The sequence below is a fragment of the Lysobacter sp. N42 genome (assembly GCF_004344885.1).
The window spans coordinates 1-13,281 of sequence record NZ_SKFB01000062.1 but is presented as its reverse complement, the minus strand read 5'-3'; the positions used below and the strand labels follow the sequence as shown (position 1 = coordinate 13,281).

General features: G+C 61.8%; 13 protein-coding genes. All 13 read right to left on the bottom strand.

All coding sequences use genetic code 11. The features are described from left to right. Window positions 1-129 precede the first annotated feature (129 nt). Entirely contained in the window at window positions 130-606 is a 477-nt protein-coding gene (locus tag EYQ95_RS24810; RefSeq protein ID WP_132331655.1) for a hypothetical protein, read from the bottom strand. A gap of 824 nt (window positions 607-1,430) precedes the next feature. Further along, complete coding sequence (locus EYQ95_RS24800) at window positions 1,431-1,850, bottom strand: hypothetical protein (RefSeq protein WP_132331651.1); 420 nt, start codon at window positions 1,848-1,850, stop codon at window positions 1,431-1,433. 498 nt (window positions 1,851-2,348) lie between these two features. Then, window positions 2,349-2,750 (bottom strand): hypothetical protein, encoded by a 402-nt coding sequence (locus EYQ95_RS24795; protein ID WP_132331653.1) that lies wholly within the window; start codon window positions 2,748-2,750, stop codon window positions 2,349-2,351. Between the two features lie 81 nt (window positions 2,751-2,831). Continuing rightward, window positions 2,832-3,251, bottom strand: a complete 420-nt coding sequence (locus tag EYQ95_RS24790; protein WP_132331651.1) for a hypothetical protein — start codon at window positions 3,249-3,251, stop codon at window positions 2,832-2,834. Between the two features lie 558 nt (window positions 3,252-3,809). Further along, window positions 3,810-4,241: a DUF4279 domain-containing protein gene (locus EYQ95_RS24785; protein WP_165924857.1), complete on the bottom strand. Its 432-nt coding sequence runs from the start codon at window positions 4,239-4,241 to the stop codon at window positions 3,810-3,812. Between the two features lie 550 nt (window positions 4,242-4,791). Beyond that, window positions 4,792-5,391, bottom strand: coding sequence for a hypothetical protein (locus EYQ95_RS24780; RefSeq protein ID WP_132331647.1), 600 nt, complete (start codon window positions 5,389-5,391; stop codon window positions 4,792-4,794). 430 nt (window positions 5,392-5,821) lie between these two features. Next, window positions 5,822-6,490: a hypothetical protein gene (locus EYQ95_RS24775; RefSeq protein WP_132331645.1), complete on the bottom strand. Its 669-nt coding sequence runs from the start codon at window positions 6,488-6,490 to the stop codon at window positions 5,822-5,824. 59 nt (window positions 6,491-6,549) lie between these two features. Further along, window positions 6,550-6,987: a hypothetical protein gene (locus tag EYQ95_RS24770; RefSeq protein WP_132331643.1), complete on the bottom strand. Its 438-nt coding sequence runs from the start codon at window positions 6,985-6,987 to the stop codon at window positions 6,550-6,552. A 494-nt stretch (window positions 6,988-7,481) separates the two neighbouring features. Further along, window positions 7,482-7,775 carry a hypothetical protein gene (locus tag EYQ95_RS24765; protein WP_132331641.1) on the bottom strand — a complete coding sequence of 98 codons (294 nt, stop codon included), beginning with the start codon at window positions 7,773-7,775 and terminating at the stop codon, window positions 7,482-7,484. 480 nt (window positions 7,776-8,255) lie between these two features. Then, a complete protein-coding gene (locus tag EYQ95_RS24760) occupies window positions 8,256-8,582 on the bottom strand; it encodes a nucleotide pyrophosphohydrolase (protein ID WP_132331639.1) in 327 nt (108 codons plus the stop codon). Window positions 8,583-9,774: 1,192 nt separating this feature from the next. Further along, window positions 9,775-10,038: a Txe/YoeB family addiction module toxin gene (locus EYQ95_RS24755; RefSeq protein ID WP_132331637.1), complete on the bottom strand. Its 264-nt coding sequence runs from the start codon at window positions 10,036-10,038 to the stop codon at window positions 9,775-9,777. After that, a complete protein-coding gene (locus EYQ95_RS24750) occupies window positions 10,035-10,277 on the bottom strand; it encodes a type II toxin-antitoxin system Phd/YefM family antitoxin (protein WP_132331635.1) in 243 nt (80 codons plus the stop codon). The genes EYQ95_RS24755 and EYQ95_RS24750 overlap by 4 nt, the downstream gene beginning before the upstream one ends. Before the next feature lie 1,463 nt (window positions 10,278-11,740). Further along, window positions 11,741-12,223 carry a hypothetical protein gene (locus tag EYQ95_RS24740; RefSeq protein ID WP_132331630.1) on the bottom strand — a complete coding sequence of 161 codons (483 nt, stop codon included), beginning with the start codon at window positions 12,221-12,223 and terminating at the stop codon, window positions 11,741-11,743. Window positions 12,224-13,281 lie beyond the last annotated feature (1,058 nt).

The window sequence follows — 13,281 nt, the reverse complement described above, 5'->3', positions numbered from 1 at the left end:
ATCCGGCTCGAAAGCGACGCCAGGCCGGCGCCACGATGCCGCAATCCGGGCGGCAGAGCGGGTTGTTCAGACCTTCCCTAACACCTGAGTTAAGCCGCGCCACGAAGTGGCGTCGGCTTGGACGAATTGTTAGGGCTCACCCTTACGTTCCTTGAGTTCGAATTCAGGCTCGTAGATCCGCATGATGCCATCGACGAATTCACGCGCCTTTTGGATAGTGGTTGCAGCCTTCTTGGCGCTGCAGAACTCGCCGCGGTGAGCAATCCCGTTGCGCACAGCATTTACCTCCAAGGCTAGGCCTTTGAGTGCAGCTATTGCCGGGCCGCGCTCTGTGTCTTTGCTAATGGGGATGAGCAGCTTCTCCAACTTGCCTCTTAGTCCATTCGCCCAGATGAGCAACGAATCAACAAAGCTACTCGAGAAAGAGCCGACTTTTTGAAACTCAGACCGGATAGCGATATTGGCTGCTATCTCTGCGGCTGTGGCAGCTCTCACAACTGCGGCGGACCACTCTTCGCGCGAGTGCAGGCCAGATAGCTTCCACCACTGAGACTGAAGCTTCTCCAGATCGCTTCGATCGTCATACGGCTTGCGAGGTTTCTTCATGTGAGCCCTAACACCTGAGTTAAGCCGCGCCGCGAAGCGGCGTCGGCTTGGACGAATTGTTAGGTGCACAGCCCGTACCCATGCGGACCGCGCACTTAGTACGGCTGACAGCGGTAGAAGTTGTTCGAGCGATCACGGAGTTGCTCCCAGCCATTGGGCAGGCGACGCATGGCAAGGCCGCTCATACAGGCATAGCCCAGCCTCTTGGCCTCAGGCGAACCATATTCGGGGATGCTAAGCCACTGGCCTGACGCTTGGGGCCGCCCGCGACTGATCCAAGTGCACACAGCCGCCAGTTGGGGATTCCCGCGAGTGTCGTTACATGCCTTGGGGATCTCGTGGGCAGGCCGGTGATAAGGCCGCGTGTCCACTGGCTTGGCAGGCGGCGCATAGGCACGAATCTGGGCGCTCGTGTCCGTGACCAAGAAGATGCAGAGAAGGATTGCTACACGTGCCATTGAACGTCCCATGTGCACCTAACACCTGAGTTAAGCCGCGCCGCGAAGCGGCGTCGGCTTGGACGAGTTGTTAGCTGGCCAGCGGCGGGGCGGACCAGCACGAGATAGGGATACTGCATTTGCTTTACGCCCTGCCGCAATGGGCGAAGCCTGGAATGGCGGGTAGCAAGCCCGCGCAACGTCCAGGCGGCCCGAAGCCGGCGCCGCTACCACCGGGATTCTGAAGTGCTGGCGGTGCATCCGCGCGTTGTGGCCGAAGGCTCTCACGTAAGCCCGAGCGCTTACGCAGAAAGCCGGGAGTGCAGGAGGGACAGCTAACACCTGAGTTAAGCCGCGCCGCGAAGCGGCGTCGGCTTGGACGAATTGTTAGGCGACAACTACGGAAGTGGCCACATACCCAATGCCGATGAAGCCGCCAAGGAAAGCTATGAGTGATAGGATGCCACACACGATTATTGCCACATCTGCCGCGCCAGGTGTCCCGCTAGCATCCACCGACGGATCGTCGAAGGACCTGCGCCAGCGCTCTCCAAGGGCGTAATCCCGAAGCAGAACAATGGCGACGACTACGACAGCCAGACACATCGAAGCCACAAGCGCCCACCAAGACGCCGCCAGAGCAGCTTGCAACGTTTCCGATAGCTTGATTGTGCGGGAGCCCGTAAAAACCGAGACCGATGCGGTGAGTGCGGTGCCCGCGAGAAATAACACCGACTGCACTAGGAAGTTCAGCCTGTTCCTAGTGTCCATCTGGTGCTGATTGAACAGCTCAATGTCTGTCGCCATAGCCTTGTCGCCTAACACCTGAGCTAAGCCGCGCCGCTGCGCAGGCTTTCCGGAGCCGATGATGCCAGAGCGGCCGGGTGTTTCAACGAAGCCACGAAGCGGCGTCGGCTTGAGCGACTAGTTAGCTGGCCCGCAGCGGGGCGATCTTTCACGACATAAGGATGCCGCACCTGCCTTACGCCCTGCTGCAGTAGGCGAAGCAAGGAATGGTGGATAGCAACGCCCGGATCTCTCACCGACCGGCCGAAGGTGTGTAAGACCGGTCGCCATGTTTCCGAGCGCCGCCCCTGATGCCCGCGCGGTATTCAATACCGCTGACCAGGATGTGGCGCGGCGCGAACCGTAGAGTCTGGCGTTCGGAATGCAGCCGAAGCGCCTCGGCGATGCCCGAGCGCCCCTGCGTAAATCCGGGAGTGCAGACGGACAGCTAACACCTGAGTTAAGCCGCGCCGCGAAGCGGCGTCGGCTTGGACGAATTGTTAGGCCGCAGCCTAGCACTCAGCACACCACCAGCTCAGTTTCGCCGACTTCCCAGCGCCCGGCCTTGCGGTGAAGGTTGACGCTGTGATGAGTCCCGCAGGACAGCCGGCCAACACCGGGTGGCAGGACGGGCACCGGGCCCATAAGCCCAACAACCTTAGCGCTCGAGCGCGATACTTCAACGGCTTTAAGTACGAAGTGCCCCGGCGGCAGTTCCCACTTAGGGCTAGGTGGAAGATCTCTTTCGGCAACGGTAGGGCGCACTTGGCGGGCAGCCTGCTGCACTTCCTCCGGTAGCCCGTTTGCCAAGACGATCGTGGTGACGGGTGTGCCACGCTCTACTGCCGCGATCCCGGCCGCTATCACGGCGGTATGTTGAACGGATTTAGGTGCGCAGGCAGTTACCAGCATTGCTGCCATGACGAGTTGCGAGAATCCGCCCATGCGGCCTAACACCTGAGTTAAGCCGCGCCGCGAAGCGGCGTCGGCTTGGACGAATTGTTAGGCGACAACTACGGAAGTGGCCACATACCCAATGCCGATGAAGCCGCCAAGGAAAGCTATGAGTGACAGGATGCCACACACGATTATTGCCACATCTGCCGCGCCAGGTGTCCCGCTAGCATCCACCGACGGATCGTCGAAGGACCTGCGCCAGCGCTCTCCAAGGGCGTAATCCCGAAGCAGAACAATGGCGACGACTACGACAGCCAGACACATCGAAGCCACAAGCGCCCACCAAGACGCCGCCAGAGCAGCTTGCAACGTTTCCGATAGCTTGATTGTGCGGGAGCCCGTAAAAACCGAGACCGATGCGGTGAGTGCGGTGCCCGCGAGAAATAACACCGACTGCACTAGGAAGTTCAGCCTGTTCCTAGTGTCCATCTGGTGCTGATTGAACAGCTCAATGTCTGTCGCCATAGCCTTGTCGCCTAACACCTGAGTTAAGCCGCGCTGCGTAGTGGAGGCAAAAGACTGGCACGCTTTTCAGTGCCAGACTTTTGCCGGAACGAAGCAGTGTCGGCTTGAACGAATCGTTAGCGCCCTAGCCGATGACGACTGAGCCATCCTCCCGGGCGCGCCAGCTGCGAGCATGCCACGGCCCGCTGTGGACGAGAACCTGGCCGCAAGCCGATGGGGTGTGCGTGCGAGGCGGCATGGCCAATGGGGCGCGCTGCGGAGCAGGGCGCGGAGCCGATGGGGCCGCGATAGAGCGACGAACTCAGCCGCCGGCGAGCTAGCCGAGCCGGTTGCTGTGCACGCACCGCAACGAAACCTCGCAGGCGACTGCCGCACTGCGCGTGCACAGCATCCGGCGTGAAGCCGGCCAAGCTACCCGGCTACCGCACGAGCAGCACTGTCACGGTGCCCACGAATCCCGCGACACCAACGCACCACTCGGAGAACCACAAGGCCGAACATGGGCGCTAACACCTGAGTTAAGCCGCGCCGCGAAGCGGCGTCGGCTTGGACGAATTGTTAGGCCGCGCCCTCACTCGGGTCCGGCCCGTAGATGTCAAAGCCTAGCGAAATGCCTACTGCGCCGCACCGGCTCATGAGTTCCGGGCTGAGTTCGAGCCCGATGTTCTCCTGCTGGAGGAACAAGCCGATGAATAGGCGCGCCTTGCCACCGCCGGAGAGAAGTCGCGGCAAACTCGGGCTGAGGGTCTCGGCGAGACCCGCGATGAATTCTTCGACGTTCGCATCTTGCGGCGTATCGAAGGAGTGGCGCCAGAAGCTTTCCCTATAGGTGCCAGGTAACGGGCCGCCCTTGGGAGTCTTACGCGGCTCGCCGACGGTTCCCTGATGATCCGGCTGCACAGGCAGGACGGTGCCAAGCTCAGCAGCCGAAAGAGTCGGGTGTGTGAGTGCGAGCGAAACCCTATACCGGTATGGGTGGGAACTTTCCAAGCGGCCTAACACCTGAGTTAAGCCGCGCCGCGAAGCGGCGTCGGCTTGGACGAATCGTTAGCGCCCGACCGGAAAGTTTCCCTTCACGGCAGCCGGACCGCCGTTAAACCATACGGAGCGAGCTTTGCTTGCAGCTGGCGCAAGTGAGAACCGCGACCAGTACTCGCATTCACAGGCGGCAGCTAGACCACTCGCCTCGTGACTATACGAAAGCTCCAACCGATCGCCCACGAGGCGGGCCGCCGGACGCCGGGCAAGATCGTATCCGCACGAGGCGGAGTGGCGGACCAGAACCACGGAACCACCTGAGGCACTGAACCGCCAGACCGCAGGGCTGCCTACTGACTCGGATGGGTCCCCACTGCAGCCTAGGAACTCGAACGACCGGAGCAGGGAATCAGACGCGGGCGGTGCTTTAGGTTCGGACGCTGACAGCCCCAACGGAAGAGCCAGGATTGCGAACCAAGTGGCGAAGGATGTTTTCATGGGCGCTAACACCTGAGTTAAGCCGCGCCGCGAAGCGGCGTCGGCTTGGACGAATTGTTAGCCATCACACGTGTGGCCACAGGCTTGCAATGTATGACAACTCTGCATCTACCATTGGTTTGAAATTTTTTCCAGCCGCAGAGTATGTAAAGAGCTTGCTGTTGCGAACATCGAGGACGCTGAATTGAGTTCCCGGTGCTTGCGAGGGGGCAAAGACGTGATTCATCAGCGAGACAATTAGGTCTGCCTTAGTCTTCGTTAGCGAATCCGTTCTTAGGTACAGCTTGACGACATGCGGTTGCCCGTTGACCTTTAAGCCGAGCTCAGGATTGATCGCCACATCAATGCCCGCGCTGGTGTACGTGTCAGCCGGAGGTATAAACCACTCAAGGGTCTTGTTTCCCCACCACTTCTTGTAGCCGGCAATCATTGGTGGGTAGTTGGCCGTCTTCTTTGGGTCCAATAGACCTTTTGTGAGGCTGGGCAAGTCCGCCTTGGTACCACCCTTCTTGTGCAGTGTGACGAGCCCCTCGCGGAGCGCCTTATAGAAATCGGTCGCTGGATCGTATGCAGCCCGATTCTTCAATTGGCTCACCTTGGTGGCTTTTGGGCTACCCGACTTCGTTACGACCTCAATAAGGTCGGTGAGAGTGATGCGAGGCATTGAGGAACTCTCCCTGTGATGGCTAACACCTGAGTTAAGCCGCGCCGCGAAGCGGCGTCGGCTTGGACGAATTGTTAGGCCACTCTGCACCGGCCGGAGCCGGCACGCAATCCCGCGCAGGATTGCCCCGATACGCGAGCCTCACTCCACGCAAGCCCGCGCAATCTGTGCGGCGAGCTTTTGCCTGAAGCCGCCCGAAGCTCGTTGCGCCGCCCAGCCGTAAGGCCGTTGTAGCCGGAGGGTTCACTGCAAAACGCGGTTGAAAGCTTGAATGCCGAGCGGGTGCCTAACGCAGGGATCACTTCCCGCAAGCCCGAGCGGCGCACGATGTAGCCGAAGCGAGCCCTTGACGTGCCGGAACCTTTCCGAAGCCCGGCCCGTTGACTGCGACGGACTGCTGAGACCACTCAACCGCGGCCTAACACCTGAGTTAAGCCGCGCCGCGAAGCGGCGTCGGCTTGGACGAATTGTTAGGCGTTACCGCGCTAAGTGCCTCGCTGAGTTGATACACGCATGCCAGCCAGAGCGAGCCCAGGACGAACACCGCCTTCTGGGCAGCGGCGAGATGCTCGGGCAATAGGTTCCCGTAATACATGGCTGAAGTCACTACAACCAAGACGAGATATGCGAGCCCAGCGAGCTTTGCGCTGCGCCAGCGTGCGTTTTGAACAAGGCGAAGCGTCGCCAGAAAGCCGGGGACGAAGAACGCTAGAGCGACTGTTACGAGCAGGTCGTGCATTGGGGTGACAACTGCCAACCCGGCATAGACCATGGAGCCGACACCTCCAATTGCGATGATCTTCCGGAGCCACCCGGACACACAGCGCGAAAGGGACCAAAAGATCGCTGCAACGCTGGCGCAAAAGACGAGCATGGCGGCGACTGCGTATGGCTTGGCTGTGTTCGCGGCTCCGTTGAGCGCTGAGTCTCGAAACAGCGTGGAAATGAAGTGTTCGGACCAGCTGTAACCAGCAAAGTCTGGCGAAGCACTGGTTCCGCCTGGATAGAACGCGGTGGCCATCCAGAACAGCAGGGCCGAGCTGATCAGACCGAGGATAGGAAGGTTCCGTTTTTTCATCACGATCGCGATTCCCTTCAAGTAACGCCTAACACCTGAGTTAAGCCGCGCCGCGAAGCGGCGTCGGCTTGGACGAATTGTTAGGTGCCCAGCTTGGCAAGGCCCCAGATGAGGGCAACTACGCCCGGCACGAGTATGCCGTGGGTGGCCCAGATTGGACTGCCCTGACCCCAAGCAAAGGCGACGTATGCCTCGCGGATGCTGCGCCCGGTGACAAGCGAGATGAGCGTCAGAGCCAACAGCGGCCCCGTTGACGCGATGCCGTACCCGATAGCCATGGGCCGTGGGTCAGTTTCAGCGAAGCCGCCTGCCGTGTACAGCCAAAGCGCGAACCCAAGGCCCCCCAGGAAGAGACCGTTGGATGTGTAGACCGCGACGCGGTGGCGCCGCAGCAGCGACTCGCGGGGAACCGCCCCGTAATGGCTTGGCAGGGTGCGCGCCCAACGTGCAACGAGCCAAGAGGCGATCGTGCCACCGAGGAGGCCGCTGATGACGGGGCGAATGCTGTCGAACTCCATCTGGGCACCTAACACCTGAGTTAAGCCGCGCCGCTGCGGCGGGCTTTCCGAAGCCGATGATGCCAGAGTGCGACGGGCTTGCTAGACGCGGTGAAGCGGCGTCGGCTTGAACGACTAGTTAGCTGCGCGCAGCAGGGCGGACCCGCACGCGCGAGGCCACCGCACTTGCTCTACCGCCCTGCTGCAGGCGGCGAAGGGGTAGAGGGTGGGTAGCAAGCCGGAGATGTCTCACCGGGTTTCCGAAGCGGGGATAGCCGGACGCCAAGCCTCCGAGCGCCGCCTGTGATGCCTGGGCGGTATCCAATACCGCTGACGAGGGTGTAGCGCGGCGCGGGCCGAGAGAGTCCGGTGAGCGGGATGTGGCCGAAGCCACCCCGAGGATGCTCGGGCGCACTCGCCGAAAACCGGGAGTGCAGACCGACAGCTAACACCTGAGTTAAGCCGCGCCGCGAAGCGGCGTCGGCTTGGACGAATTGTTAGGCCGCGGCCGCGACCTACCCGAACAGCTTACGCGCTAGACCACTAATAGTTACCGCAAGGCCGAGTGAGAGAAGCACCAGCAGCGCTTTGGCCAGCATGGCTTCGCGCGAGCCGCGCGGAAAGGCCAATGGCCCATAAGCCAGGGTTGCGAAGAACACCACTAGCGCGGCGATAAAGCCCGCACCACCTATCAGTAGCAGCGTTCCGTGCTGATCCGGGGCCATCCCGTACCGGAAGAGCAGAAAGAACCAGACAGGGACGGTGCACAGAGCTAACACCCGAAGAACTCGCACGTGCCTGTTAGTCATCTGCGCGGCCTAACACCTGAGTTAAGCCGCGCCGCGAAGCGGCGTCGGCTTGGACGAATTGTTAGGCCACGCCCCGTGCCTGGAACCCATGGGTGCGACGCCCAACTGCCAAGCGCGATAGTACGACGGCTGGGTGTAAGGATGCCGCGGGCCTGGAGACGGCCGAAGGGGAAAGCTGCGGGTGCAAGGTGTGGACGCTGTAGCTGCCGCAAGCGGAGCGGCGGACCGTTCCGGTGCGACGGGGCCAACAGGCGCGATGTGCTCGCATGGAGCCTGAGCCCGAAGGCGAGTTGGGCTTTGGCGTGAACCCGACCGCGAGCCATGCGGGATGTGGCCGAAGCCATGGTGCGGAGCACGAGGCCAAGCGGGTAGGGAGAAACTCCCGCGACGCCCGCAATCCTGCCTGCGGGGCCTAACACCTGAGTTAAGCCGCGCCGCGAAGCGGCGTCGGCTTGGACGAATTGTTAGGCGGCTACCGGACTATTTGGCCAGCTCGCCCTGCACATACTCCGAGATCTCGCGAGTGTTCCGGACGAACTCCGCCTCGAGATCGACGCCACACTTGTGAGCCAGAGCCATAATGGACCACAAGCAGTCCGACAATTCGTGGCCAAGCTTGCTCTGGTGGTCTTCGATCGTTCGGACGCCGGCGTGTGCCTGGACCAGCTTGGCCAGATCGCCGACATCTCCCATGAAGCCGAGCGCTAATTCCTGCGTGGTCCACACACGGCCCCAGCGCTTGACCTCAAGCTGCTCGTAGAGCTCATTGAGCTGGAGCGCTGCTTGTTCCAGATCGCTGAAATTCATTTCATGCCGCCTAACACCAGAGCTAAGCCGCGCCGCTGCGCGACGGTAGGGGCCCGATGATGCCAGAGCCACCGGCCGGATCAACGAAGCCGTGAAGCGGCGTCGGCTTGAGCGACTTGTTAGCTGTGCGCAGCGGGTGCTGTTGGCGCCAGCCATAACGGCTTGCTTTGCACCCGCTGCAATGAGCGAAGCGAGAATGGGTCAGAGCAACCCCGCGAAAGCCGCACCCCGGCCGTGGCCGAAGCCGTGGGATCCGGTCCGCCATGCTGCCGAGCGCCGCCCCGTAATGCCTGGGCGGTATGGAATACCGCAGACGACGAGGCTTGCGCGGTGCGAGCCGAGAAACCTCGGTGCGAGATGTGGCCGAAGACGACGGGAAACCTCGAGCGCCACCGCTGAACACGGCCAGGCCACGTACACAGCTAACACCGGAGTTAAGCCGCGCCACGAAGTGGCGTCGGCTTGGACGACTAGTTAGCGATCACACGCCGAGGAACCGGCCGGACGTGAACCGCGCGAGCATGGATTCTGCCACGGCCCGCGATGTATCCGCCGCGGCGCCGAAAGCCAAGGCGCCAGCCAGGCTGCACCGCGGGCACTGACCGATCCGGAGGCTGTGGGCTCTCACCGCGGGCTAGAGACTGGCCGCCCGATGCGGCCGCAAGCTGCGACACGACAAGCCGCCTAGTGAGCCGCTAGAACAGCCGCAACCAGTGTGAGCGCTAACACCAGAGCTAAGCCGCGCCGCGGCGCGACGGTAGGGAACCGATGATGCCAGAGCCGCCGGCCGGATCAACGAAGCCGTGAAGCGGCGTCGGCTTGAGCGACTTGTTAGCTGTGCGCAGCGGGTGCTGTTGGCGCCAGCCATAACGGCTTGCTTTGCACCCGCTGCAATGAGCGAAGCGAAAATGGGTCAGAGCAACCCCGCGAAAGCCGCACCCCGGCCGTGGCCGAAGCCGTGGGATCCGGTCCGCCATGCTGCCGAGCGCCGCCCCGTAATGCCTGGGCGGTATGGAATACCGCAGACGACGTGGTTTGTGCGGCGCGAGCCGAGGAACCTGGTGCGGGATGTGGCCGAAGACGACGCGAAGCTGCGGGCGCCACTGCTGAATACGGCCAGGCCACGTACACAGCTAACACCTGAGTTAAGCCGCGCCGCGAAGCGGCGTCGGCTTGGACGAATTGTTAGCTGCTACTCGTAGTGGGTCCACATGCGAAGAACCTTGACGGTGCGCTCTTGTTCAAGGACCTGGTACACGAGCCGGTGCTGGATATTGATCCGACGCGAGTACGCCCCGGCAAGATCACCAACGAGCTTCTCGTATGGCGGCGGATTCTGAAATGGATTAGTGGCAAGGATGCCAAGCAGATGCTGCGCCTTGTCCTTCAGACCGGCCGAAGCAAGATTCTTTGCGTCTTTCTGGGCGTGCTTGGTAAAGACAACTTGCCAACTCACCACTCAAGATCCCTGGCGCATGACCCGACCGGCTCGGCCATGCCCGACTTGATGGACTCACGCATCCCCGGCACAGAGAGAAGGTGCAGGGTTTCCTGGATCGCAGCCCAGTCTTCTTCTGAGAGCAGAACCGCGTTAGCTCGCTTTCCGGAAATGAGGATGGGCTCGTGGGATTCTGCCGCCTGATCAATCAGGCGATAGAGGTTGGCGCGGGCTTCGCTGGCGGTGAAGGCGGTCATGGCGGACTCCTGTAGCCAAAGCGTACGCCTTTACGTACGGGCGCGCAAGGTGCTGCCTGTAGCAGCTAACACCTGAGTTAAGCCGCGCCGCGAAGCGGCGTCGGCTTGGACGAATTGTTAGGCACCGCTAGCAGCCGCACGTGCCTACGCCAGAATAGCTATAGGCGCCTGTTTTGGCGAAGAGCGTCACTTTGGCAGCAACGCCAAAATACTCGCACTCCTCGCCCTGTGGTGCCTTTGGGCAGTCAACGGCCGACGGAGAATAGTGAACAACTGCTTTGCCGTCGGTGTAACGATAGCTCTCGTTCCACGAATCGCCTGCGGTATGGCTGAAGGCGTTTGACCGTGGTCGCGTTGAGGATGCCGTGACGGCTCCGCGGCCAAGATCCATTGTTAACGGTGAGCCGTCGTCCAGCTCGTGGAAGAAGTGTGCGTGGCCGGCTGGGCACGTGAGGCCAGAAACAACGATCCGACACCCGCATGAGTTGGCAGCAATGCAGCGTAGCGCTGGAGCCCCTGATCCCGAAGCTTGCAGGCTGCACGCGATGCATAAGGTTGCAAAGAGCGCTACAAGACGACGCATAGGCCTCCTGCGGTGCCTAACACCTGAGTTAAGCCGCGCCGCGAAGCGGCGTCGGCTTGGACGAATTGTTAGCTGCCAGAGACGTTACCAGAGCCCACATGCCAATTCGCCGGTGTACGTTTGGCCGCCAACTACCAAGCGCGTGTGCCGTCCTTCACCCTTCAAAACGAAGCTCGGCGGGAAGGATGGATTGCCGGGGTTGACATAGACGAGGTGGATACGTCCGGTCCGCCGATCAAAGTCGAGGATCCTCCAACTGTTGTACGGCAGGCTGCGTGGACCTTGGCTGGTTTGGAAGAGGATCGGCCCGGGTTTCTCATTGCCCAGGAACTCCAGTGAGTCTATCGGCGCAGTGGGCGGCGCCTTAAACATGCACAAGGTATGTGTGGCAAGCGAAGCCGTGGGAGCCAGGGACAGTAGTAGAAGGACCCCAATGCGCATCGATGCCTCCATGGCGGCTAACACCTGAGTTAAGCCGCGCCGCGAAGCGGCGTCGGCTTGGACGAATTGTTAGGCCGCGGCTGCTGCCTCACTGAACTGCATAGCCGAATAGCCCAACGACCAACGCCAACGCTAGCACCTGGACCGGCCACGCTGCACGCGACCGGAATTGCACGAGCCGGCCCGCGCAGAATGGAACAAGAGCAACGGCAACCAGAAACAAGCCTGAGAAAACAGCAAGTAGACCGCCGTGGCTGTCTCCGGCGGACGGGTACAGGGGCATAAGCGAAAGGTACGCGCCCCATGCGGCGATCCCTGCCGCTACAGCGTAGTTTGCGAAAGCAACGCGATTACGGGCTCGAGTGTCCATGATGCTTCGTGCGCGGCCTAACACCTGAGTTAAGCCGCGCCGCGAAGCGGCGTCGGCTTGGACGAATTGTTAGGGGGCAGCACCGAGGACAGTCTGGAGCCACCGATACAGATCTGGGACATTGTCTAAGCCCTGTTGCACGAGTGATTTGGCCACTGCTTTCAATGACTCGTCGGTTAGCGTGTCTACCTTCTTCCTAAGCCAGCTCTTCTGCTCCGTAGGAAGCGATGACGCCTCAATACGGAACCGTAAGAGATCTTTTAGGGTGTCGGTGTGCAGCTTTACAGTGACGGTTCCAAGTATCGCGGAAAGGCCACCGTCGTCGGCAAGGAAGTCCAGCCCCCTGGCCGTAATGGCCGCACCTTGAAAAATGTAAGCACCGGAAAGCGATCGATTAACGCCGGATTGCACGAGTCCGTGCTCTTGCAGGTAGAGAAGATTCGCACAATCAAACTCCTTTGCGTCCTCGCGAACCACATCGCCCGATAGATCCGGATAGCGCTCTGCCAAGATCTGCAAGATCTCGCGTTGACGATCGCGACATAGCTTCATGCTGCCCCCTAACACCTGAGTTAAGCCGCGCCGCGAAGCGGCGTCGGCTTGGACGAATTGTTAGCGCCCAGCCGAGCAACCGCGGAGCGCGAATGGTGGCTTCAGGTGGCGAGGATGCCACGGCAGAGCACTGACCGAGAACCCGGCTGCGAACCAGACACGCCCAAGCGCGACAGAGCACAGCCGCATGATCGCGCTGCGCAGCAGGGCGAAAGGCCAAAAAGGGCGGGGGAGAGCAACCGCTTCAACCGCCGGGAACCCGCCCGGGCCGGGTGCCGCGCATACGCGCCACTGGCCTGCGGGAAAACGAATGTGGCACCTGAGTGTGTGCGGCACGCGGCGTGAAGCCTGCCAAGCAACCCGGGCCCGACGCGATGGTGCACGGCAACCCACTTGCGATGTCTGCAGCCGTGAGCGGCAGAGACTCCGGTGCGACGCGACACCCCGTGACCTGCAGCCCGTTCCTGGGCGCTAACACCGGAGTTAAGCCGCGCCGCGTAGTGGAGGCTTTGCAGTGGCAAGCTCTACCTGCCACTGCAAAGCCGGAACGAAGCGGCGTCGGCTTGAACGACTAGTTAGCGCCCGGCCCGGTTGGGACAGACGCCTCCGAAGACCTACGGACGCGAGCATGCCACGACAGGCCCGGAACGGCAGCAGCCCGTGAGCCCGGCCACGACAAGAGCGACGCGGCACGGCCAACCGGGCCGCGCTGCGCCAGCAGGGCGGCAAGCCGAGTCAGTTGGGTGCGGGAGTGCCACAACCGCCTGGATCCAGCCGGGCAGGGTGCCGCGCTGCAATGGTGTGACCGGGCGGTTTGCACGGCGCGGCACGCTGCGTGGAGTTGGCGAACCAGCCGGGCCCGACGCGACGATGCATGGCGACACGCTTGCGATGCCGGTGGCACGCGAGCGGCAAACTACGAGTGCGACGGACAAACCCCGAACACCGGACCCCCACTGCGGGCGCTAACACCTGAGTTAAGGAAGGTCTGAACAACCCGCTCTGCCGCCCGGATTGCGGCATCGTGGCGCCGGCCTGGCGTCGCTTTCGAGCCGGAT